Annotated in this window: 24 protein-coding genes; 13 read left to right on the top strand and 11 right to left on the bottom strand. The window is 59.2% G+C overall.

Annotated elements, in window-relative coordinates:
• Positions 1–82 precede the first annotated feature (82 nt).
• Entirely contained in the window at positions 83–1,474 is a 1,392-nt protein-coding gene (gene mctS, locus L1P08_RS13255) for a two-component system sensor histidine kinase MctS (RefSeq protein ID WP_303617473.1), read from the top strand.
• A complete protein-coding gene (gene mctR, locus L1P08_RS13250) occupies positions 1,471–2,118 on the top strand; it encodes a two-component system response regulator MctR (RefSeq protein ID WP_303617472.1) in 648 nt (215 codons plus the stop codon). The genes mctS and mctR overlap by 4 nt, the downstream gene beginning before the upstream one ends.
• Before the next feature lie 247 nt (positions 2,119–2,365).
• Here the strand turns inward: mctR and L1P08_RS13245 are convergent, their stop codons facing one another.
• The 3 genes from L1P08_RS13245 to L1P08_RS13235 all read right to left on the bottom strand — a co-directional run bounded on the left by L1P08_RS13245 (position 2,366) and on the right by L1P08_RS13235 (position 8,478).
• On the bottom strand, positions 2,366–4,369 hold the full coding sequence (locus L1P08_RS13245) for a putative bifunctional diguanylate cyclase/phosphodiesterase (RefSeq protein ID WP_303617471.1): 2,004 nt from the start codon (positions 4,367–4,369) through the stop codon (positions 2,366–2,368).
• A 384-nt stretch (positions 4,370–4,753) separates the two neighbouring features.
• A complete protein-coding gene (locus L1P08_RS13240; protein WP_438268415.1) occupies positions 4,754–5,905 on the bottom strand; it encodes an alpha-hydroxy acid oxidase in 1,152 nt (383 codons plus the stop codon).
• Positions 5,906–6,006: 101 nt separating this feature from the next.
• On the bottom strand, positions 6,007–8,478 hold the full coding sequence (locus L1P08_RS13235; RefSeq protein ID WP_303617470.1) for a heavy metal translocating P-type ATPase: 2,472 nt from the start codon (positions 8,476–8,478) through the stop codon (positions 6,007–6,009).
• A gap of 84 nt (positions 8,479–8,562) precedes the next feature.
• On the opposite strand from L1P08_RS13235, the gene cueR reads away from it, so the two are divergent.
• The 3 genes from cueR (at position 8,563) to L1P08_RS13220 (ending at position 10,437) form a co-directional block, all read left to right on the top strand.
• The gene (gene cueR / locus L1P08_RS13230) at positions 8,563–8,970 is read left to right on the top strand and encodes a Cu(I)-responsive transcriptional regulator (RefSeq protein ID WP_303617469.1); all 408 of its coding nucleotides are present in this window, start codon (positions 8,563–8,565) and stop codon (positions 8,968–8,970) included.
• An 85-nt stretch (positions 8,971–9,055) separates the two neighbouring features.
• The gene (locus L1P08_RS13225; protein WP_303617468.1) at positions 9,056–9,460 is read left to right on the top strand and encodes a GNAT family N-acetyltransferase; all 405 of its coding nucleotides are present in this window, start codon (positions 9,056–9,058) and stop codon (positions 9,458–9,460) included.
• A 56-nt stretch (positions 9,461–9,516) separates the two neighbouring features.
• Positions 9,517–10,437: an SMP-30/gluconolactonase/LRE family protein gene (locus tag L1P08_RS13220; protein ID WP_438268470.1), complete on the top strand. Its 921-nt coding sequence runs from the start codon at positions 9,517–9,519 to the stop codon at positions 10,435–10,437.
• A gap of 121 nt (positions 10,438–10,558) precedes the next feature.
• On the opposite strand, the gene L1P08_RS13215 is transcribed toward L1P08_RS13220, so the two are convergent.
• Complete coding sequence (locus L1P08_RS13215) at positions 10,559–10,834, bottom strand: acylphosphatase (RefSeq protein WP_303617466.1); 276 nt, start codon at positions 10,832–10,834, stop codon at positions 10,559–10,561.
• An 83-nt stretch (positions 10,835–10,917) separates the two neighbouring features.
• Positions 10,918–12,450, bottom strand: a complete 1,533-nt coding sequence (locus L1P08_RS13210) for a UxaA family hydrolase (RefSeq protein WP_303617465.1) — start codon at positions 12,448–12,450, stop codon at positions 10,918–10,920.
• 101 nt (positions 12,451–12,551) lie between these two features.
• On the opposite strand from L1P08_RS13210, the gene L1P08_RS13205 reads away from it, so the two are divergent.
• From L1P08_RS13205 to L1P08_RS13190, 4 genes are all read left to right on the top strand, one after another.
• On the top strand, positions 12,552–13,301 hold the full coding sequence (locus L1P08_RS13205) for a GntR family transcriptional regulator (protein WP_303617464.1): 750 nt from the start codon (positions 12,552–12,554) through the stop codon (positions 13,299–13,301).
• Between the two features lie 26 nt (positions 13,302–13,327).
• The gene (locus L1P08_RS13200) at positions 13,328–13,762 is read left to right on the top strand and encodes an RbsD/FucU family protein (RefSeq protein ID WP_303617463.1); all 435 of its coding nucleotides are present in this window, start codon (positions 13,328–13,330) and stop codon (positions 13,760–13,762) included.
• A 22-nt stretch (positions 13,763–13,784) separates the two neighbouring features.
• Positions 13,785–14,609: an amidohydrolase family protein gene (locus L1P08_RS13195; RefSeq protein ID WP_303617462.1), complete on the top strand. Its 825-nt coding sequence runs from the start codon at positions 13,785–13,787 to the stop codon at positions 14,607–14,609.
• A 93-nt stretch (positions 14,610–14,702) separates the two neighbouring features.
• On the top strand, positions 14,703–15,551 hold the full coding sequence (locus L1P08_RS13190) for a fumarylacetoacetate hydrolase family protein (protein WP_303617461.1): 849 nt from the start codon (positions 14,703–14,705) through the stop codon (positions 15,549–15,551).
• Positions 15,552–15,594: 43 nt separating this feature from the next.
• Here L1P08_RS13190 and L1P08_RS13185 read toward each other — a convergent pair whose 3' ends face one another.
• Positions 15,595–15,972, bottom strand: coding sequence for a RidA family protein (locus tag L1P08_RS13185; RefSeq protein WP_303619570.1), 378 nt, complete (start codon positions 15,970–15,972; stop codon positions 15,595–15,597).
• Between the two features lie 208 nt (positions 15,973–16,180).
• Here L1P08_RS13185 and L1P08_RS13180 point away from each other — a divergent pair, with 208 nt between their 5' ends.
• Together L1P08_RS13180 and L1P08_RS13175 are read left to right on the top strand one after the other, a co-directional pair.
• The gene (locus tag L1P08_RS13180) at positions 16,181–16,747 is read left to right on the top strand and encodes a tetratricopeptide repeat protein (protein ID WP_303617460.1); all 567 of its coding nucleotides are present in this window, start codon (positions 16,181–16,183) and stop codon (positions 16,745–16,747) included.
• On the top strand, positions 16,744–17,043 hold the full coding sequence (locus L1P08_RS13175; RefSeq protein ID WP_303617459.1) for a GNAT family N-acetyltransferase: 300 nt from the start codon (positions 16,744–16,746) through the stop codon (positions 17,041–17,043). Before L1P08_RS13180 ends, L1P08_RS13175 begins: the two co-directional genes overlap by 4 nt.
• A gap of 37 nt (positions 17,044–17,080) precedes the next feature.
• Here the strand turns inward: L1P08_RS13175 and L1P08_RS13170 are convergent, their stop codons facing one another.
• Positions 17,081–17,971: an SDR family oxidoreductase gene (locus L1P08_RS13170; RefSeq protein WP_303619569.1), complete on the bottom strand. Its 891-nt coding sequence runs from the start codon at positions 17,969–17,971 to the stop codon at positions 17,081–17,083.
• 151 nt (positions 17,972–18,122) lie between these two features.
• Here L1P08_RS13170 and L1P08_RS13165 point away from each other — a divergent pair, with 151 nt between their 5' ends.
• Complete coding sequence (locus L1P08_RS13165; protein ID WP_438268469.1) at positions 18,123–18,530, top strand: winged helix-turn-helix transcriptional regulator; 408 nt, start codon at positions 18,123–18,125, stop codon at positions 18,528–18,530.
• Positions 18,531–18,801: 271 nt separating this feature from the next.
• Here the strand turns inward: L1P08_RS13165 and L1P08_RS13160 are convergent, their stop codons facing one another.
• Positions 18,802–19,575 carry a crotonase/enoyl-CoA hydratase family protein gene (locus tag L1P08_RS13160; RefSeq protein WP_303617457.1) on the bottom strand — a complete coding sequence of 258 codons (774 nt, stop codon included), beginning with the start codon at positions 19,573–19,575 and terminating at the stop codon, positions 18,802–18,804.
• Positions 19,576–19,711: 136 nt separating this feature from the next.
• Between L1P08_RS13160 and L1P08_RS13155 the strand changes: the two genes are divergently transcribed.
• Complete coding sequence (locus L1P08_RS13155; RefSeq protein WP_303617456.1) at positions 19,712–20,185, top strand: MarR family winged helix-turn-helix transcriptional regulator; 474 nt, start codon at positions 19,712–19,714, stop codon at positions 20,183–20,185.
• Positions 20,186–20,188: 3 nt separating this feature from the next.
• Here L1P08_RS13155 and L1P08_RS13150 read toward each other — a convergent pair whose 3' ends face one another.
• The 3 genes from L1P08_RS13150 to L1P08_RS13140 are packed head-to-tail and all read right to left on the bottom strand — an operon-like array spanning position 20,189 to position 22,634.
• Positions 20,189–20,614, bottom strand: coding sequence for an acyl-CoA thioesterase (locus L1P08_RS13150; RefSeq protein WP_303617455.1), 426 nt, complete (start codon positions 20,612–20,614; stop codon positions 20,189–20,191).
• Positions 20,615–20,621: 7 nt separating this feature from the next.
• Positions 20,622–21,383 (bottom strand): SDR family NAD(P)-dependent oxidoreductase, encoded by a 762-nt coding sequence (locus L1P08_RS13145; RefSeq protein WP_303617454.1) that lies wholly within the window; start codon positions 21,381–21,383, stop codon positions 20,622–20,624.
• 3 nt (positions 21,384–21,386) lie between these two features.
• Entirely contained in the window at positions 21,387–22,634 is a 1,248-nt protein-coding gene (locus L1P08_RS13140) for a thiolase family protein (protein WP_303617453.1), read from the bottom strand.
• Positions 22,635–22,722 lie beyond the last annotated feature (88 nt).

The following is a 22,722-nucleotide window of genomic DNA, read 5'->3' as shown; positions in this document are numbered from 1 at the left end:
GTTTGCCGGTAAAATCTACCCAATATTACGCAGACTGCTATATAACAAATGGCTGGAAAACCGGCGCGGGAGGAAATAACGCGTGTCGCTGAAACAGAAAATCCTCGCGCTCGCGACCTTGCCCTTGATCATCGCCATTCTGGCGATCACCGGGCTTGTGACCTCCCAGTCCCGCGATCTGGCCCAAAGCGGCATCCAGGCATTTGAACAGAACATGCTGGAAGCCAAGCGCAAGGAATTGCGCAATTACGTCAACATGGCCCTGACAGCGATCAATCATCTTTATGTCGATGCCGACCCCACCGATGTGGTGGCACAGGAACTGGTCAAAACCATTCTCTCCGCCCTGAACTATGGCGAAGACGGCTATTTCTTCGTTTACGATTATGACGGCAACAGCCTGGTGCACCCCAGACAACCTTTCCGGATCGGCCGGAACTGGATTGACCTGGCTGATCCCGACGGCAATCTGGTGATCAAGAACCTGATCGACCGTGCCCGGGAGGGCGGTGGATTTCACGCCTATAAATGGGAAAAGCCCTCCAGCGCCGAGATCGTCGACAAGCTCTCTTATGCCGTGGCCCTCGACAAATGGCAGTGGATGCTGGGCACCGGTGTTTATCTTGACGATGTCGTCGCCCAGACCGCTGCCGCCAATGCCGAGCTCAAATCCAGCATCAACCACACCTTCATCATTGTCGCCCTCATCACCGTGCCCGCCGTGCTGGCGGTGTTCCTGACCGGGATCGTGCTGAACCTGCGCGAGCGGCGGCTGGCCGATGACAAGCTGAAAAAACTCACCCAGCGCATTATCGATACCCAGGAAGAGGAACGCACCCGCATTGCCCGCGAACTGCATGACGGCATTTCGCAAAACATGGTGGGGGTACGCTATGTCTTTGACCTGGCGATCCGAAAAGTGCGCGACGGCACGCCCGATGCCTTGTCCACCATGGAACGGGGTGCCGAGGGGCTGAACAATGCCATCAAGGAAGTGCGCCGCATCTCCCATGACCTCAGGCCCGGCCTGCTCGATGATCTCGGCCTGACCGCAGCGCTTGAAGGCCTGACCAATAATTTTACCGAACGCACCGGCATCAGCGTCGATCTGGTTTCCGTGCCCTTCAAGAACCTGCTGCCCGCCGACGCCAAGACCGCGCTCTATCGGGTGGCGCAGGAAGCTTTCACCAATATCGAGCGCCATGCCCGCGCCAGCCATGTGGATTTGCGCATCACCTCAAATCGCACCGGGCTGCAAATGGTCATTGCCGATGACGGCCATGGGTTCGACGCCAATTCGGATGCCCAGCGCCTGCGCACAACCGGCAGCCTGGGCTTACGCAACATGCAGGAACGGCTTGAGCATTTCGGTGGTGAACTCGACGTTCGAACCTCCGCGTCCGGCACCATATTGACGGCGCGCCTGCCCAAATCCATCTATCTCAGCCAAAATCAGGAACCCGCGCACATATGAGTATCCGCCGACTGATCAAGGTTCTGCTTGTTGATGACCACCCGCTGGTACTTGAAGGCATTCAGGCCATTATCGAAACCTATAGCCATATCGAAGTTGTCGGCGCGACCTGTTCCGCCCGCAAGGCCCTCGATATCGCCACCCGCACCGAACCCGATGTGGTGATGATGGATATCAACATGCCTGAACTCAACGGGCTCGACGCCATCGAACTGTTCAAGGAGCAATTGCCCAATAGCCGCCTGCTCATGCTCTCCATGCATGACAGCCGCGAATATATTTCGACCTCGGTCATGTATGGCGCCTCCGGTTATGTCCTCAAGGATGTCTCCACCAATGAAATCATTGCCGCCATCGACGCTGTGGCGGCGGGCGGCACTTATTTCTCTTCCGGGGTCTCCGATGTGCTGATGCGCATGAAGGACAACCAGAAACCATGCGGTCCGCTCACGACGCGCGAACAGGCCGTTTTGTTGCTGGTGGCCGAGGGCAAAAGCTCCAAGGACGTCGCCATCCAGCTGGAAATCTCCGCCCGTACGGTGGAAACCCACCGCAAGAATATCAAGAAAAAGCTCGGCATTTCCACGACGGCCGGCTTGACCCGTTACGCAATTGAAAGCGGTTTGATCGGTCAGGAAATCTAGCGCCTTTCCGGCGCGCGGGAATGACGATGCGCGGACTTGTTTCTTCTCCCTCCCAGTCAAGGGGGGATCAAGGGTGGGGGTCGGCCCGAAGGGCCAAACAAGAACTCTGCAAGCTATCCGCCAATACCGAACTTGCAACTCCAGCCCACCCGCCCCGGCTTTGCCGGGCCACCCTCCCCCTCAGGGGGCGGGAAAAAGGGCGCATGCTGAATGAAGGCCCAATCATTCCGCCAAAACCTGAACCGCCCTAGCCGATCACGCTTGCGTCTTCGTGTTCCACTACCAGGGGTGAGGCGGCAATCACCGTCTCGGGGTCGTCGGCCGGCATGCCGTAAAGGAAGCCTTGCAGGCTGGTGCACCCGGCTCTGGTGAGACGGCGGGCCTGCGCTGCGGTCTCCACACCCTCCGCCGTAATCTGCAAACCCAGCTTGCGGGCCAGGCGGATAACCGCGTCCACAATGGCATCGTCGCGCTTGTCCAGCCCGTACCGTTCAATAAAGGACCGGTCTATCTTCAGCTTGGTCAGCGGAATTCTGGTCAAATAGCTCAGCGAGGAAAAGCCGGTGCCGAAATCATCCATGGCGAGCCCCACCCCCAACGCCCGGATATCATTCAGGGCCTGCATGGTCAGATCGGTATCCTGCATCATGACCCCCTCGGTCACCTCCAGTTCCAGCCGGGCCGGGTTCAACCCGTTCTCGCTGAGCAAACACTCAATCAGCCGGATCAGTCTTGTGTCCCGCAATTGCAGCGGCGACAGATTGACCGCGATGGTTAGATGCTCCGGCCATGTCGCGGCATCGGCGCAGGCCCGCCGCAAGGCCCATTCGCCCAGTTTGACGATCAACCCCGACTGTTCTGCAACGGGAATAAACCGTGCCGGTGAAATCGGCCCCTCGGTGGGATGGGTCCAGCGCGCCAGCGCTTCAAACCCGAGAAGCTTTCCCGTGCTCGCCTCAACCTGAGCCTGGTACACAAGATGCAGCTGATCGGCGGCCAGCGCCTCCTCCAGCGCCTGCTGCAACCGAACGACCTCGGAAACATCAGTGGTCATGCGTTTGTCGAACAGGCGATAGGTGCGCCGGCCATCCATTTTGGCGCGATAAAGCGCCAGATCCGCTGCCTTCATCAATTGTTCGGCGCTTTTGCCATCGCGCGGTGCCATGGCGACACCGGATGAAATGCCCAGTTTGATACCGTATTCCTGCGGCAAAAGCGGTGCATTCATCACCAGCTGGATCTGTTCGCAGAGAGCCTCCACTTCCGGCACACCGTGACGCGTCCGCATGATCATGGCGAAATGGTCACCCGACACCCGGAACAACTGATCCCCGGGGCCGAGCACCCTTTTCAGCCGCTTGCCGATTTCCACCAGAATTCTGTCACCGGTTGCATGCCCGTAGGTATCGTTGACCGCCTTGAAATTATCGACATCGGAGAAGGCGACGGCCAGATCGGTTCCCTCTGCCATAGCGCTGGCGATGGCCTGGGGCAACACATCCTCGAACTTGCGCCGGTTGGGCAGCATGGTCACGGGATCTGTAAAGGCCAGAAAACTCGCCTCGGCTTCAGCCCGCCGCGCGGCGCGCCCCCAGATATAGAGCAATACCGCGCCCACAATCCCGATCGCCGCCATGGCCAGCGCGGTCAATGTCACGATCAGCTGCAGCCCTTTTTGCATGACCAGACCGGAGCGGTGCCGCTCAATCTCGATACTGGCGAGCCCTTGCACCCGGTTGTCGCGTATCAATGGCACAAAAACCGCTGTGATCGGCTTGCCGGCGGTATCAATGAAATCCATCGGCACCACGCTGGCTTCTCCAGCCACAAGCGCGAGATCGATAATCCGGCGCGCACCGGCCACGTCCATTGTGCGCAAAAACGGCTCTCCGCCTGTCAGTGTGACGCCGCCGATCCGGGTGAAAATCGCATATCCGTGAATAGTACCGAAATGCCGCTCGGCCTCGAACTCTTCGGGATCAAATACCGCGACCCCTTTTATCGGTTCGGCTGGAACATCCAGCATAAAGTGAAACACGCCATCAAAGGCATCATCCGTGGCAGGAACGGGATCTCCCGGCAGATACACGCCGGCCTCCAGTGTTGCCAGCCAGTTGCGCGCCAACTGCTCCGCATCTGTGGCGATTAGTCGTCCGACAATACTGGCACTGCCCAGCATGGTGAGCACAATAATGACGAACAAAGAGATGCCGGCACAAATGGCAACCGCCATATACCTTGAACGTTTCATCCACGCCCCCAAAGCGCTCCCTGAATTAAACAGGAGAATGGCCTTCAAGTATGAGGATTAGGTAAACACCTGATCTGGAAGGAAAATTTATGCGGTCTATAGGTTATTCGAATACCGTTTAAGATATTCATGCGGCAAGTACAGAAAAACTGCATCCGCTGTCCAGGCAAACAAGAATGCCAAGACCTCACCAAGAAGAACGCCAGAAAACGATTGTTTGACCTTGACCAATTACGGCAAGAGGACTGGCAGAAAGCAGATTATCACCTCAGCCCGAACATTGCGGACCGGGCGGTACTATTTGTGCCGCACAAAATCCGGCATTCCCGAGATATGGACCAGGCGGGGCCGCGCGGCGAATGTTCTTCTCCGCGCGCTATAGGCCTAGAAATCTACCGAATAGAGATTGTGCCGGCCGACATTGGCAATGTCCCGCTCACCGCAAAGCGCCATGGTGGTATCGAGTTCCTTGCGCAGGATTTCGATCGCGTGGGTCACCCCGGCTTCACCGCCCGCGCCAAGCCCGTAAAGAAACGGCCGCCCGATAAAGGTGCCGCGCGCACCCAAGGCCCGGGCCTTGAGAATGTCCTGGCCATTGCGGATGCCGCCATCCATATGCACCTCGATCTTGTCACCCACGGCCTCAACAATCTCGGGCAGCACCCGGATCGCGGACGGTGCGCCATCAAGCTGGCGACCACCGTGATTGGAAACGATCAATGCATCTGCCCCGGTTGCCGCCGCCGCAATTGCATCTTCCTTGTCCAGCACACCCTTGATGATCAGCGTGCCACCCCAGTAATCGCGTATCCAGGCGATGTCGTCCCAGCTGAGTTTGGGGTCAAATTGTTCCGCCGTCCACGAGCTGAGCGCCCGCAGATCGCCAACCCCCTCGGCATGCCCCACAATGTTACGGAAGGAATGACGGCGCGTGCCCAGCATTTGCATGCACCAAAGCGGCCGCGTCATCATCTGGTAAATGTGGCGGGGGGTAAATTTGGGGGGTGCCGACAACCCGTTGCGCAAATCCTTGTGCCGCTGGGCCAGAAGTTGCAAATCCATGGTCAAAACCAGTGCAGAACAGCCTGCCGCCCGCGCCCGGTCCAGCAGATTGCGGACAAAATTCTGGTCCCGCATCACATAAAGCTGAAACCAGAACGGTTTGGTTGTGACACTGGCCACATCCTCGATCGAACAGATACTCATGGTCGAAAGGGCAAAGGGAATGCCGGCTTTCTCCGCCGCTTTGGCCGCCAGCATTTCGCCATTGGCAATCTGCATGCCGGTCAGGCCCGTCGGTGCCAGCGCCATTGGCATTGAAACATCCTGCCCCACCATCGTGGTCGCCAGCGTCCGGTCCTGCATGTTCACAGCCACACGCTGGCGCAGCCGGATTTTGCTGAAATCAGTCTCGTTCTCGTTATAGGTCTGCTCGGTCAACGCCCCTGAATCGGCGTAGTCGAAAAACATCTTCGGCACACGTCGTTTCGCGCGGCGCTTCAGGTCATCAATTGTCAGCGCTGATTGCAGTCCCATCAAATTCCCCCAAAGGCTTGGTCCCCGGATGGGGAACCCATCCGGGGACGGTTTTAAAGACCGCTGACATGTTACGTCAATCCGCTTGGCAAAAGCGCCCCCTACAAGCGCAGGTTGCGCAGACGCAAAGCATTGCCAATGACAGACACCGAAGACAGGCTCATCGCCGCCGCCGCAATCATCGGCGACAGCAACAGGCCGAAAAACGGAAACAGGATGCCCGCCGCAATCGGCACACCAATCGTATTATAGCCAAAGGCCAGAACGAGATTCTGCTTGATATTGCCAAGGGTACCCGCCGCCAGCTTGCGCGCCCGCACAATGCCGCCCAGATCCCCCTCGACAAGGGTGATGCCCGCACTTTCCATCGCCACATCGGCACCAGTGCCCATGGCAATACCGACATCAGCCGCCGCCAGCGCCGGCCCGTCATTAATGCCGTCCCCGGCCATTGCCACCTTGCGCCCTTCAGCCCGCAATTTTTCGACCAGCTGGTGCTTGTCCTCGGGCGACATGCCCGCCCGCACCTCGCCGATACCGAGCAGCGAGGCGACCGATTGTGCCGTCGCCTGCGCATCGCCCGTTGCCATGATGACCCGGATATGTTCGCGCTTGAGCCATTCGAGCGCCGGCTTGGCGGTGGCCTTGACCGGATCGACAACCGCGATAACCCCGATCACTTCGCCATCAAGGGCCACGAACATGGCCGTCTTGCCCGCCACCGCCAGCGCCTTGACCTTTGGCGTCAGTTCAAGCGGCACATCGGCTGCCATCTCGCTCATCATCGCCGCATTGCCAAGCCCGGCGGGTTGCCCCCCGATCATGCCGCGCACGCCCTTGCCGGTGACCGATGCAAAATCGTCAGCCTTGCTGATATCAAGCTGCCAGTCCGCAGCCCCCTTGGCAATCGCCGCCGCGAGGGGATGCGCCGACCCCAGTTCCAGCGCCGCCGCCGTGGCCAGAACGGTTTTCTGGTCCTTGTCGCCGAAGGCCAGCACATCGGTCAGTTTCGGCTTGCCCTCGGTGAGCGTACCGGTCTTGTCAACGATCAGCGTATCAATCCCGGCCAGCACTTCCATGGCTTCAGCATCGCGGATCAGCACACCGGCCCGCGCCCCCCGACCGGTCGAGACCATGACCGACATCGGTGTGGCCAGCCCGAGAGCACAGGGACAGGCAATGATCAGCACCGAGACCGCCGCCACAATGGCATAGGCCATGCGCGGCTCCGGCCCCCAGATGGCCCAGATGCCGAAACTGAGCACGGCCACAAGCACAACAATCGGCACAAACCACGCCGCCACCTTGTCGACCATCGCCTGAATGGGTGCGCGTGAGCGTTGCGCCTTGGCCACCAGTTCAACAATCTGGTTGAGGCGCATTTCCGCCCCCACCCGTGTAGCTGCCATGATAAAACTGCCATTGCCATTAATGGTGCCACCGGTCACCACGTCGCCGGTTTGCTTTTCCACCGGCAGGGCTTCCCCGGTAATCATCGATTCATCGACTGCCGACTGACCCTCAAGCACTGTGCCATCGACCGGCACGGAATCGCCGGGGCGCACCCGCAAATGATCCCCCGCCTTCACCTCGTCCAGTGACACCTCATAATCCTTGCCTTCCCAGACGCGGAATGCCGATTTCGGCGCCAGATCGAGCAAGGCCTTCAACGCGGAACCGGTTTGTTCACGCGCTTTGAGTTCGAGCACCTGACCCACAAAAACGAGGGTAATGATGACCGCAGACGCCTCGAAATAAACGGCAACCGCATCCCCGTGCCGGAACTGGTGCGGAAAGATTTGCGGAAAGAGGACCGCCACCACCGAGAACAGATAGGCCGCCCCGGTGCCCAGCCCGATCAGCGTCCACATATTGGGGCTGCGATTGAGCACGGATTGCCAGGCCCGCTTGAAAAACGGCGCGGCCGCCCAGACAACGACCGGCGTCGCCAACGCGAATTCAAGCCAGTTCGCGGTCTGGTTACCCAGCCAGTCCCGGATTGGCAGGCCGAGCATCGGCCCCATGGAAATGATCAATAGCGGGATGGACAGCGCGGCACTGATCCACAGCCGTTTGGTGAAATCCACAAGTTCCGGATTGGGCCCGGCATCGGCTGCCGGCACGCCCATCGGCTCCAGCGCCATGCCGCATTTCGGGCAGTCGCCGGGCGCATCGCGCACAATTTCGGGGTGCATGGGGCAGGTATATTGCGTGCCCGCGGGCGCGGGCGGCTGCAGTTTGACATCGCCCAGATAGGCTTCAGGGTCGGCGGCAAATTTTTGCGCGCACCCTTCCGAACAGAAATAAAAGCGCTGGCCGGCATGCTTTTGCATCCACCTGGCCGTTGGCCGGTCAACCTGCATGCCACACACCGGATCTTTGGCGGTCAGATAGGTATCGGGGTCGGCCATGAACTTGTCCTTGCACCCGGCACTGCAAAAGCCCAGTTCGCGCCCGTCATGCACATGGCGGTGTTTGGCCGTCGCCATATCCACATCCATACCGCAAACAGGATCGCGGATAACCGGGGCCGCCGGATTGGCTTTGGGGTGCGAAATTTCATGCGCGCTCATGGCAATCTCCTTGATCAAGCCTATATGATGTGCACCTTCCCATCATGGTAAGGTCAAGCAGTTTTCCCCTTGGGAGCCGAATTTATGCAGATAAGCGATGTTGCACGCACCACAGGCGTTTCCGCCAAGATGATCCGGCACTATGAAGCCATTGGTCTCATTCCGCCTGCCCCGCGCCGGGAGAGCAATTACCGGGATTATGATCACGCAGATATTCACCGGCTCGGCTTTGTCCGCCGTGCACGCGATCTGGGCTTTTCCATTCCCGAAATCCGCGACCTGCTGCGATTGTGGGAAGACCGGGACCGCTCCAGCGCCGATGTGAAGGCGCTGGCTCAAAACCATCTCGCAGAACTCGATGCCCGGATTACCCTGATGCGCGAAATGCGCGACACCCTGAGCACACTGGCCAATGCCTGCGATGGCAATGATCGCCCGCACTGCCCGATTATCGAAGGGCTTGCCGGCCTGACATCTGCCAAACAGGCATAGACCAAATCCACATCTCCCTGATGCCGGGGGGCAAATCATTCTGCCCCCTCGACAGCGGCGTTTAAACCGCTACGTTCTCGCTTTCATGACAGGGCCCAATGCAGATATCGAGATTCGCACCGACAGCTTCCCCTCCGACAAGGAATTGGGAGCTTTGTGGCGTGCCGCATGGAAGAACGATGCCGAACCGCTCCGCTTCCAGAGAACCCTGCGCGCCTGCCTGTTGCATCTGACAGCCCATGAAGGCACCCGGCTGGTCGGCTTCGTCAAGGTGGCAAGTGATGGCGACGCCCATGGTTTTCTGCTCGATCCCATTGTCCATCCCGAATTGCGCCGTAGCGGCCTTGGCAGCCTGCTGGTGAAAACCGCCATCACCACCGCCCGCGACCGCGGCATGCGGCACCTGCATGTCGATTTCGAACCGCCCTTGCGCGCCTTTTACGAAAAATGCGGTTTCGCCCCCACCGAAGCAGGCCTGATCCGGCTCTGAACGCTTGCACCAGCCCCCCGGATCGGCTTTGCTTGATCCATCATCTCAGGGAGGACATCATGGCCAGCTCCAGCGCCCTATACGAACATTTCGAAGCCGAGTTCCGCCGCCTGGTCCGGGGCAGTGCCCAGCTCGACACCATCCACGCCGATTGCCGCTGGGCCGAGGGGCCGGTCTGGTTTGCCGATGGCAATTACCTGCTGTGGAGCGACATCCCCAATGACCGCCTGATGCGCTATATCCCGGGTGTCGGCACCTCGGTATTCCGCGCCCAGGCCGGCTATATCAACGGCAATACAAGGGACCGCGAGGGACGGCTGATCTCCTGTTCCCACGGCCATCGCCGGGTGGAACGCACCGAGCTTGATGGCCGGATTACCGTCCTCGCCGACAGCTATCAGGGCAAAAAGCTCAATTCGCCCAATGATGCCGTGGTCAAGTCCGATGGCTCGATCTGGTTCACCGACCCCGCCTATGGCATTGAAAGCGATTACGAGGGGTACAAGGCAAAGCAGGAACAGGATGGCTGCTACGTTTATTGCCTCGATCCCGCAAGCGGCAAACTCAAGGTTGTCGTTTCTGATTTTGACCGCCCGAACGGGCTGGCTTTTTCACCTGATGAAACGATACTCTACATCGCTGACAGCGGCTTTAGCCACGGCCCGGACCGCCCCCATCATATCCGCGCATTCAGGGTCAACAAAAACAACAACCTCTCGGGCGGCGAGGTCTTTGCCGAGGTCAGTCCCGGCCTGCCCGATGGCCTGCGTTGTGATGTCGAAGGCCATGTCTGGACTTCCTCAGGGGACGGCGTTCAGGTCTACACCGCCTCCGGTGTCCTGATCGGCAAGATCCGCACCCCGAAACCCGTCGCCAACCTGACCTTTGGTGGCCCCAAGCGCCATCAGCTGTTCATCGCCGCAACCGACAGTATTCATATCCTTTATACGACCACGAACGGCGTACAGCGGCCCTAGCCATCGTCACGCACGCAGCAAGATGACCTCTCCCCTTCTCCCTCGGGTTTGACCCGAGGGAGAAGGGGCGTATGAGGAAGCCTAAGATCAAAAGCGCGCGGACTCGCGAGGATACGCTTTTCTACCCGTCGTCGCGCACCTCAAAGCCCTGCAGCACTTCATCCTCGTATGGCTCCGGGGCCACATCCGTGACCCTGGCCCCTGACGGCCCCTGCCAAAGCCGGTTGAGCATTTCGCTGACAGCCGCCTGATCACCGGCAAAAACAGCCTCGACCGCGCCATCGCTTTTATTGCACACCCAGCCGGACAGGCCGAAAGCCCCGGCCTGCTCAGCGACCCATAAGCGGAAACCAACGCCCTGCACGCGCCCTGTGATCCGAACGTGAATCTGGCTCATATGCCCCTCCCCCTGTGACCCCCCACAATGGATGATCCGGGGCACAGCCTACGCCATTTGCTGAACCGTGAAAGCCCCCCGGCCTAGAACGTCGCCCCGATCTGCCAGGGCACAAACTCGTTGTCGCCATAGCCGAGCTGTTCTGATTTGGACTTCTCGCCGGAAGCGACCGCCAGAATGCGGGCGAAAATTTCCTCGCCCTTTTCCTGCAAAGACACCCCGTCCAGCACATCGCCGCCATTGATATCCATGTCCTCGATCATCTTTTCATAGACATCGCTATTGGTCGCGATCTTGATCGAGGGGGTAGGTTTGCAGCCATAGGCCGAACCGCGTCCGGTGGTAAAGCACAACATATTGGCACCCCCCGCCACCTGGCCCGTGGCAGAAACAGGGTCATAACCGGGTGTGTCCATGAACACAAAACCCTTCTCGGTCACCGGTTCGGCATAGTGATAAACCGCATTGAGATTGGTGGTGCCGCCCTTGGCCGCCGCCCCGAGGGATTTTTCCAGAATGGTTGTCAGCCCGCCCAGCTTGTTGCCCGGCGAGGGATTATTGTTCATCTCCATCAGATTACGCTCGGCGTATTCTTCCCACCAATGGATGATATCGATCAGTTTTTCGCCCACTTCGCGGTTCTTGGCCCGGCGGGTCAGCAAATGTTCGGCCCCATAGATTTCCGGGGTTTCCGACAGGATTGCCGTGCCGCCATTCCTGACCAGAATATCAGCGGCAACGCCAAGAGCGGGATTGGCCGTGATGCCCGAATAACCATCCGAACCGCCGCATTGCAGCGCCAATACCAGTTCCGAAGCCGGCACGGTTTCGCGCTTGGCCGCATTGACGATGGGCAGCATTTCCTTGACCGCCGCCACACCCGCTGCAACGGTTTTGCGCGTCCCACCGACCTCCTGAATGGTCATGGTGCGGAACGTGGTGCTTTCCTCAACATTATAGGCTTCCTTGAATTTCGGGATCTGGAAACCCTCGCACCCCAGCCCCACCATCAACACACCGCCCATATTGGGATTGGTCGCATAGCCCCAGGTGGTGCGCTTGAGCAGGTCAAATATTACCCCGCGATAATCGATCACACAGCCATTGGCCTGCTTCAGCGCCACAATGCCATCGATATTCGGATAATCATCAAGAATGCCCGAGCGCTCGATTTCCTGGGCAATGAACCCGGCAACCGTTGTGGAACAATTCACGCTGGTCAGAATGCCGATATAATTGCGCGTGCCCACTTTGCCATTGGCCCGCCGGTAACCCTGAAAGGTCGCCTGCTCCGCAACCGGCAGAATGGCCTCATCATGCGCGCCCTCGCTAAAGGCGTAGTCGTGGTGCAGTTCGCCCATGCCGGTATTGTGTTCATGCACCCAGTCCCCCGGCGCAATATCCTGACTGGCAAAACCGATGATCTGACCGAATTTTTTCACCGGCTCACCCGTGGCAATCGGCTGAATGGCAAACTTGTGGCCCTTGGGGATACGCTTGGTCACGGTCACCCCCTCCGCGGTTTTCACCCCCACATCCAGCACGGCCAGCGCCACGCCAATATTGTCACGGGTATTGAGAACGAGGGTACGCGGAGCGGATTGAACTTCAGACATAGCGATTACCGGCCATTTGATCTTATTGGAATTCTGGGCAAAAATTGTGCGGGACAGGTTGCCTCTTGCGCAACCCCACCGCTTCACACTAACATGTTAGCATGGAAACGAAAGCCACGTCATACGATTTTCTTGAGGCCGGCACAACAATCCAGCGCGGCAATGTAACCAGTCACGTTACCGATGCCCTGCGCCAGGCAATTGTGACGCTGGAAATGCGCCCTGGTGACCTGATCGACAAGCTGGCGATCTGCGCACGGCTGGGCGTATCGCGCTTTCCCGTTTCCGAAGCGCTGGCCCGTTTGCAGAATGAAGGTCTGGTCGATATCCAGCCCCAGCGTGGCACCACAGTTGCGCTCATCCGCATTGCCGATGTATCCGAACACATGCTTATTCGCCGCGCCATTGAGGCAGAGGCGGTGCGCACCCTCGTGCAGGCCGATATTCCCGACCTGCCGCAAATGCTGGCCGCGAGCCTTGAAAAGCAGCGCGAAGCCGCCCAAAGCAATGACGCCGAGCGTTTTCATCAAAGCGACTGCGCCTTCCACGAACTATTGTTCACCGCCATGCAGTTCGGTAAGGTCAAAGCCATTATCGACAATGTCCGCGCCAATGTGGACCGGGCCCGGCGGCTGATCACCTCCAACCAGCGCATTGCGCCAACCCTTGCCGAACACGAACGCATTTATCAGGCAATCCTTGCCCGCAATCCGGATCAGGCCGCCAGCGCCATGCGCGATCATATCGACGCGGTCATGGCCGAGGTCCTGGCTTTTGCCAAACGGGAACCGCAACATTTTGCCGACGGAGCGGATTTTGCGGACGCTCCCAAAACACCAACGGGCGCCTGAACGGCCCCTTATTCAGGAAGATCACCATGCTCAAGGGAATTTCGCCCCTTCTCGGCCCCGACCTGCTTCACGTCCTGCAATCCATGGGACATGGCGATGAAATCGCGATTGTTGACGCCAATTATCCCGGCACCAGCGCCGGGCCCGAACTGGTGCGCATGGACGGCCACAGCGCAACCGATGTGCTGGATGCCATCATGACCGTGCTGCCGCTCGATGAATTCGTCCCCGATTGCGCGGTTCTGATGGAAGTGGTGGGCGACCCTGACCGGGAAGAACCGATCATGAAAGAATTCGCCGATATCATTGCCAGATACGAGCCCGAGGTGCACATGTCCCGCCGCGAGCGCTTCAAGTTCTACGAACGCGCAGAGACTGCCTATGCAGTTGTCCAGACCGGCGAGCGGCGTCTCTATGGCAATATTATTTTGAAGAAAGGCGTCGTACACCCTCAAGGGTAACGACGGACAAGGATCGTCTCCCATGCGCATTGATGCCCATCAGCATTTCTGGTCCATCGCCCGTCGTGATTACGGCTGGCTGACGGACAGCCTTGCGCCAATCTACAGGGATTTCGGCCCAAAAGATCTGCAACCCCTGCTGGCGGATACCGGCACGGAAAAGACCGTGCTGGTGCAGGCCGCCCCCTCGGTGGAAGAGACCGAATATATGCTCGGCCTTGCCGATGCGACAGATTTTGTCGGCAAGGTGGTTGGCTGGGTCGATTTTGAGGATCGCGATCATATCCGTCATATGGAACGCCTGGCGGGCCACAAAAAATTCGCCGGCGTCCGGCCCATGGTGCAGGACATTCCTGATCCTGAATGGATGCACCGGCCGGGTATTGCCTGGGCCTATGACGCGGTGCGCGACCTCGATTTGAGCCTTGATGCATTGGGCCTGCCCGTGCACGCTGCCCCGTTCCTCCGCCTGTTCGAGAAATATCCGGACATGCGCGTCGTGATCGATCACTGTCTGAAGCCGCAAATCCGCGACGACGCCTTTGACGACTGGGCCATTGCCATGGCCCGCATCGCGGACGAAACAAATGCCTTTTGCAAACTTTCCGGCATAATCAATGAAAGTGGTCCGGACTGGACAGCAGAGAGCATCCAGCCCTACGCCACCCACATTCTCGACTGCTTTGGGGCAGACCGGGTGATGTGGGGATCAGACTGGCCGGTTCTCAACCTGGCCAGCGACTACCTGACCTGGCATGCCCTGGCCCAAAGCTTTGTGCCCGATGCCGGGGATCAGGCCAAAATATTCGGGGGCACCGCCGCCAGCTTCTACCGCATCGGAGCCTGAGCGCCGCCGATTATCACTTTCATTCATCCCCAAATACCGCAAGGGCCTTGTCCTGCGGGCTTTAACATCATCAACACTTGAGGAGAAACTTCCATGAAACTTATGCGTGTCGGCAACAAGGGCGCCGAAAAACCCGCAATCCTGCACAGCGACGGCACAATCCGCGACCTGTCATCGATTGTCAGCGACATTGCCGGCGATGTACTGACCCCTCAGGGTCTGGACAAGATTCGCGCAGCCGATATTGCAAGCCTGCCCCAGCTCGATGCCGGCGACCGCGTCGGCCCTTGTGTCGGCCAGACCGGCAAGTTCATCTGCATCGGCCTCAACTATGCCGATCACGCCGCCGAATCCGGCCTCGAAGTACCGCCCGAACCGGTCATGTTCATGAAGGCAACCAGCGCCATTTGCGGCCCCAATGATGACGTCATCATCCCGCGCAAATCCGAGAAAACCGACTGGGAAGTTGAGCTCGGCGTGGTGATCGGCAAGGAAGCCCGCTATGTGGACGAAGCTAATGCCATGGATCACGTGGCCGGTTACTGCGTCGTCAATGACGTCTCGGAACGTGCCTTCCAGATTGAGCATTCCGGCCAGTGGGTAAAGGGCAAGTCTGCCGACACCTTCGGCCCGATCGGCCCCTGGCTCGTGACCCGCGACGAGATCGCGGATCCGCAAAACCTGAAAATGTGGCTCGATGTCGACGGCCATCGCTATCAGGACGGCTCCACCAAAACCATGGTTTATGGCGTGCAGTTCCTCGTCCATTACGTGTCCCAGTTCATGAGCCTGCAGCCCGGCGACATCATCACCACCGGCACGCCCCCGGGCGTCGGCATGGGGATCAAGCCGAACCCGGTTTATCTCAAGCCCGGCCAGGTCATGAAACTGGCAATCGAAGGCCTTGGCGAACAGCAGCAGACCACGGTCGCCGCGCAATAAAAAATAAAAGGGGCGTCCAAGAGACGCCCCTTTTTCATGACCATCACTCGGGCCGGCGCGCGATCAGATCGATCTCCACCAGCGCGTTTACCGCCAGCCCCGTCACTCCCACACAGGTGCGGCCCGGTAATTTTCCGGGCGTAAAATAGCTCTGATAGGTCTCGTTCATCGCCGCGTAATCCCGCTCGAATTCGGTGATATAGACCCGCGCAAAAGTGACATTTTCCAAAGACAGGCCGATCCCGCCGAGCACAATCTTCAGATTGTCCATCACCCGCGCGGTTTGCGCCACAATACCCTCGGGCAAGGGCGCTTCGGGGTTGTCCGGGTCGGTCGGCATTTGCCCGGTCACAAACACCCAGCCATCCGCCTCGCAGGCGTGAGAGAAAGGTGCCACGGGCCGGGGGCCGGACTGGATCATGTGGTGAATGGGCAGGCTCATGGCAATCTCCGATAGAGGAAAGACGAATGCCCAGTGTCCGCATCCCTCCCCGGCACGTCAATCGGTGATCGTTCACGCCAATATGATAATGAGGGGCATGCCTGATATGGCCATTGCGCCAATTTGGGCGCAAACTGGTCTGGCTCGCCGGCCTCATCACAACCTATTGCAGGGGAGGAGAAGCTTGATGCAAAGGCCCGCAACAATGATGACGCGCCGTATGCTTGTCGCCCAGCTTGCAATGCTGACGCTGGTGCCCCGCGCCCTGGCCGAAGATCACATCAATCGTGATCTCGACACCCTGTTCATTGCCCTGCGCAACGCCCGCAATGCCGACGCCGCAGCGCGCATATCCACCCGGATCTGGCGTCACTGGCTGCGCCCGAAAAATCCCGTCCTTCTGGAACTGATGACTGAAGCGGTCACTGCAAACGCCATGGGCAATATCACCCGGTCGATGCAAATTCTTGGCGACATCACCACGCATTACCCGGACTATGCCGAAGCCTGGAACCTCAGGGCGACCCTTTATTTCGAGCAACGTGATTTTGCCGCATCGCTGGCCGATATTGCCGAAACCCTGAAACACGAACCGCGCCATTATGGCGCACTGTCGGGCCGGGCCATGATCTATCTGGCCCTTGGCGAAGCGGCCAAAGCCCGTCAGACTATTCTCGAGACTCTCAAGATCCATCCCTTCATCGCTGAAAATCCGCCCTTCAGCGATCTGGTCAAACCAACGGTGCGTTTATGACAATTGCCGATATCGACATCACCCACGAAGACAATGGCAAAAACGGGCGCTATGTCGCCCGCCTCGGCGACGGGCCGGAAGCGGAAATGACCTGGCAGCGGCGCGACGAAAATACCATCATTATCGATCACACGCTGGTGCCCGACGCCTATCGCGGCCAGGGCGTGGCCCAGAAACTGGTTGAACGCGGCATTGCCGATGCCCGCGCCAGCGGCACGAAAATCATACCCACCTGTTCCTATGTCGTCGCCCAGTTCAAACGCCATCCCGAGTGGGCCGACCTGCTGGCGAAATAAAAAAAAGCCCGGCAGCAAACCGCCGGGCCTTGAAACATCAGGCCCCGAGCAGAGCCGCCTTGTGGTCTTCAAGGAACTTCCGAACCGGTTGCGGTTTCGTGCCAGTCAGCTTTTCAACGGCATCGGTTTGCACGTCGAGCCCGCCCTGACGGGTATTGGTATCGATGGCCACAACCAGACCGATCACCGGCGCGGGCAGGCCGGCCTGTTTCAACCCCTCGCCCAATTGTGCATCGCTCACCGGCACAATGGCGATCGGCTTGCCGGTGACGTCTGACGCCAAAGCGGCAATTTCCGCGCTGGTATTGAGCTCAGGCCCGGTCAGCGTATAGGTCGCGCTGTCATTATTGTCAGCCAATAGCACGGCGGCGACCGTCCGGGCCGCGTCATCGCGGGCGATATAGGCGATTTTGCCATCCTCGGCGGAAGTGAACCATTGCCCGCTGCCCAGCGCCTGCGGCAGTGATTGCAGAAGGTTTTCCTGGTACCAGCTCACCCGCAAAATCGTATGCGCAATACCGGTCGCCTTGATCGCCTGTTCGGTGCCGAGGTGATCGGGCGCGAACGGAATGACCGAAGTCTCGGGTTTGGGCATTGAGGTATAAATGATGTGCTTGACCCCGGCCTTCTCAGCCGCCGCCACAGCCGCCAGATGCTGTTTGAGCCGTTTGTCAGTACCATCTACCGCATCGGTGGAAATGATCGCCAGCCGGTCAATACCGGCAAACGCTGTAACAAGGGTTTCCGGCTTGTCGAAATCCGCCGCGCGCACCTCAACCCCTTTAGCAGCATAATCGGCCAGCTTTTTCGGATCGCGCGTGGTGGCCACAATGTCCCCGGGCGCAACCTTGCCCGAGGCAAGCAACGTGTCGAGCGCGAATTTACCCATATGCCCGGCAGCACCGGTCAACAAAATCTTCGACATGATCAGACTTCCTTTATTGCAAAAATCCGAAACGCTTGCCCCGGATACAAAATAGCACTATGGTCTCATAATGAGACTAACGCCTATTTAGAGACTTCTGGAAGCATGTAAAGAAGGCAGTTTCCCCTTACCTGGTTACCTGGAAGGAACCATGATGACCGGCGAAAACACCAATTTCACCGAAATCCTTGGCACTTACGTCAATGCGGAAAACCCCACGGCGGACATGAGCAATTGTCCGGTGCGCGATGTGATCGACAAGATTGCCGGCAAATGGAGCACGCTGATGCTGCTGGCTTTGGGCGACGGGCCGCTGCGTTTTGGCCAGTTGCGCCGCACCCTGCCGGACATTTCCCAGCGCATGCTGACCCAGACCCTGCGCGATCTGCAGCGCGATGGCTATATCAGCCGCACGGTCTATCCAACCCAGCCCCCCGCGGTTGAATATGCGCTGACCGATCTCGGCCGCTCATTCCTCACCCCGCTCCTCAATCTGGTGCAATGGGCCGAGGGCCATCACGACATCATCCGCGCCGCCCGCAAGGAATATGAAGCGGGATAGAGATTTTCCCGGATAAGGGTATTGCGTGCGGTCTCTTTTCTCCATCTCCCGCGCATCGTCATCCCCGCGCAGGCGGGGATCCAGTGCGCCGCGTCGGCGGCGCGAAGAATGTCTTTCACGGGCAGGACTGCCCGCTGCTGGATTCCCGCCTGCGCGGGAATGACACTGTGGGTGTGGCAAGCACTGCCCTCACCCTGAGCTTGTCGAAGAGCGAAGGTTTCCGCACCGCGCGCACTGACGGTGCAGCATTTCCGGGAAGACCGGAAACGCTCTAGCGGAAGTTCGGTTGCCGCTTTTCCAGAAAGGCCTTCAGCCCTTCTTCAGCGTCCGCGCCAGTCTGGCTGAGGGCCGCTGCAAGGCTTTCCGCATAAAGCCCGTCCTCGCGCGACATCTTACCAATCCGGGTGATCGATTGGATGATCATATGGTTGACCGTACGCGAATTCTGCGCGATCTGCCGGGCCAGTTCGGTCGCCTTGACGAGCGCCCCGCCTGCCTCGGTCACATAATGTGCCAGCCCAAGAGCCATCGCCTCATCGCCCAGATAAGTGCGTCCGGTCAGCATCATTTCCGTCATCCGGTCGGCCCCGATAATGCCCCCCACCCGCACGGTGGCACCGCCACCAACAAAAATGCCGCGCTGGCCTTCGGGCAGACGGAATTTGGTTTCCTTCTCGGCGACGCGCACATGACAGGTCGCAGCGATTTCCAGACCGCCCCCCATCACCGCGCCATCCATCGCCGCCACAACCGGACGGCCACCAAATTGCATAAGGTCCATCACCGCATGCCAGTTGCGCGAGTGCTCCATCACCTCAAGCGGTTGACGCGCCACCTGTTCGGACAGGTCAAGCCCGGCAGAAAAATGCCCGCCCTTACCGCTTAACACCACAACCTTGATCTCTTCCGGCGGGCTGTCAAAAAATGCCTTCAGGGCATCCAGCGTTGCATCATTGATCGCATTGCGCTTGGCGGGGCGATTGAACTCCAGAAAGGCAATCTGCCCCTCGTGCCGGACATTGAGAACGTTCTCGCTCTGGCTCATATTCGATTTCCTCATTGCTCTGTGCCGCACCACAACCGGATTTGCACCGGGCCATACTTCACTATACTGTTTTGGTTTATAACAATTTTCGGCCCGTCTGCGCCCTGGTCAGGCAATCAGAAAAACAGGATCCACCGTGACAACGTCTTCCGTCAGTACCAGCTCTCGCAAACCCGATCTCGATATCACCTCGATGGACCAGGTTATTGGCTACCGGTTGCGCCGTGCCCAGCTCTACGTTTTTCAACAATTCAACGAGCGTTTTGCAGCCTTTGGGTTACGTCCATCGGAATATTCCATTCTGGTTTTGATTGAAGACAATCCGGGCCGCAAACAGGCAGAGATTGCCAGCATACTGGGCATCAAGCGCGCCAATTTTGTCGCCCTGATCAAGGCGCTCGACGCGCGCGGCCTGACAGAGCGCCGCGCCGCGCCCAGCGACCGCCGCTCCAACGCGCTGTACCTGACCGAAAAAGGCGAAGCCTTTGTCGCCGAGATCAAGCGCACCCAGACTGAATTTGAACAGCATTGCATCGACAAGCTCGGCGGGGTTGAAGCCCGCGACAACCTGATGCAATTGCTCGACCGGCTGATCGCGCGTGATGACTGAAACCTAGTCACGCGGCTTGTGTCCCAGAGCCACCACCACCTCGGCCGGCAATGGCACTGCCCGGATACCCCCTTCAGGATCAGCGGCCACCCAGACGCGGGTTTCATTGGCCTCGACCGACAAATCACCGCCGTTGAACAATTTATGCGTCACATCAAAGCTTGATTTGCGGCACGCGGTAACCTGGGTTTCAATGGTCACCACATCGCCAAAGCGCGAGGGCTTTTTAAAGCGCGACCCGGTATCGACCATGGGAATGCCGAGCACTTCGTAGTGCCGCGCCCATTCGATCTGTTTCATCCCCAGCGCCTTGTTGAACAAGCCCGCCGTCGAGGTATCGAAAAACCGGAAATAGTTCGGGTAATAAACAATTCCGGCGGGGTCGCAGTCACCGAAAGCGATTTCGAGTTCGCGTTTGAAAACCAGCATCGAGGCCTCACTTGGGTTGCATGCGCAGCGCACCATCAAGCCGGATGGTTTCGCCATTGAGATAATCATTTTCGATCATGGATTTGACCATATGCGCAAACTCCTCCGGCGTGCCAAGGCGCGACGGATAGGGAATGGCCGCACCCAGACTTTGCTGTGCCTCTTCAGGCAGTTCAGCCAAAAGCGGTGTCTTGAACAGGCCGGGGGCAATCGTCAGCACCCGGATGCCGAAACGCGCCAGTTCGCGCGCCGCCGGCAAGGTCAGGGCGGCGATGCCGCCCTTGGAGGCCGCATAGGCTGCCTGCCCGATCTGGCCTTCGAACGCGGCAACCGATGCCGTGGAAACAATCGCGCCGCGCGCACCATTGGCATCGGGTTCAGCAACAGACATTTCCGCCGCCGCAAGGCGCATCATGTTGAAAGTGCCGATCAGATTGACCCGGACAATGCGCTCGAAATTTTCCAGCGGCAGCGGACCCTCACGGCCAACAATCCGTCCGGCACCGCCAATGCCCGCGCAATTGACCAGAACGAAGGGTGCGCCATGCGCCGCCCGGCTTTTGGCCAATGCCGCTTCTGCACTCGCTGCATCGGCGACATCGCAATGGGCGAACACGCCGCCAGTTTCCGCTGCAACCGCCTCGCCCTTTTCACTGTTCAGGTCGAGAATGGCCACTTTGCCGCCAGCCGCGGCCAGCGCCCGTGCCGTTGCCGCGCCGAGACCGGAACCACCCCCGGTGACCAGAACTGCCTTGCCGGAAATATCCATTGATCAGGCCTCCAGATTTTCAATCAGCATGGCGATGCCCTGCCCGCCACCGATACAGGCTGATGCGATGCCATAACGCTTGCCCGAGCGTTGCAGTTCACGCGCCAGCGTCACCGTCAGCCGCACGCCGGTTGCCCCCAGCGGATGCCCCACAGCAATCGCCCCGCCATTGACATTGAGCTTTTCGATATCGAGGCCAAGCTCGGCAACACAGGCCAGAACCTGCGCCCCGAATGCCTCGTTGATCTCGATTCTGTCGATATCTGCAAGCGTCAAGCCAGCGGTTTCCAGCACAGCCCGAATGGCCGGTGCCGGGCCGATCCCCATGATATGCGGCGGCACGCCAACCGCAGCGCTGGCGAGAATCCGCGCCATCGGCTTTTTGCCTTTGGCCTTGATATAGCTGCCTGAAGCGACCAGCGCAGCGGCGGCCCCATCGACAATCGCCGAGGAATTGCCCCCGGTCTGCACGCCACCAAACGCCGGCCGCAGCTTGGACAGAACCTCATAGGACGACACCCGGATATGGCTGTCCACCTCAACGCTTTCGACCTTTTTCGGCAGCTTGATACCGCGCGGGTTCAGCCCCTCGACCTCAAATGTCTCATTGGTCACCGGCACAATTTCACCCGCCAGAAAACCATTGTCCCGCGCAGCAATGGCCCGGTTGAAACTCTGCTCGGCGAACCGGTCTACCTCTTCACGCGGAATATCATATTGCTTGGCAAGGTTTTCCGCCGTGTCGCCCATCGACACCGAGGCCGCCGGATCGATCAATGCTTCCCACAGAAAATCCTTGAACGCGACCTGGCCCATATTGAACCCGTTGCGATGGGTATAGGCGGCAATGGGATTGCGGCTCATTGATTCAGCCCCCACTCCGAGCGCCATATCAACCCGCCCCAGCGAGACAGCATCGGCCGCCTGCGCCAGCACCTCAATACCCGTGCCGCAAATGCGTTGCACCAGATGTGCCGGACGCGCCACCGGCACACCGGCGTAAAGCCCGATATGACGCGGGGTCACATAGGCATCGAACGAGGCCTGCGCCATCGATCCAGCGACCGTCGTGCCGATATCGCCAGCATCCACCCCGGCACGATCGATGACAGCACGCGCCGCCTTGATGCCCAGATCGATCGGCGACACATCAGCCAGCGCGCCGCGATAATCGACAAACGGGGTTCTGACGCCATCGAGCAGATAGGCATCTTCAAAACGGATACAAAGGGCGTCTTTGGTATGGGTCATTCCGGCCTCTTCCCTAAAGGATGTCCGCCGTTCTGAAGAACCGCGTCGCCACATCCATTCGCGTTGGGCGCATTGGCAATGCGCATCA

The organism is Mariluticola halotolerans (genome assembly GCF_021611515.1).
Lineage (GTDB): Bacteria > Pseudomonadota > Alphaproteobacteria > Rhizobiales > Devosiaceae > Mariluticola > Mariluticola halotolerans.
Note: the sequence above shows the minus strand (reverse complement) of the source record. Positions and strands in the feature narration are given on the sequence as shown.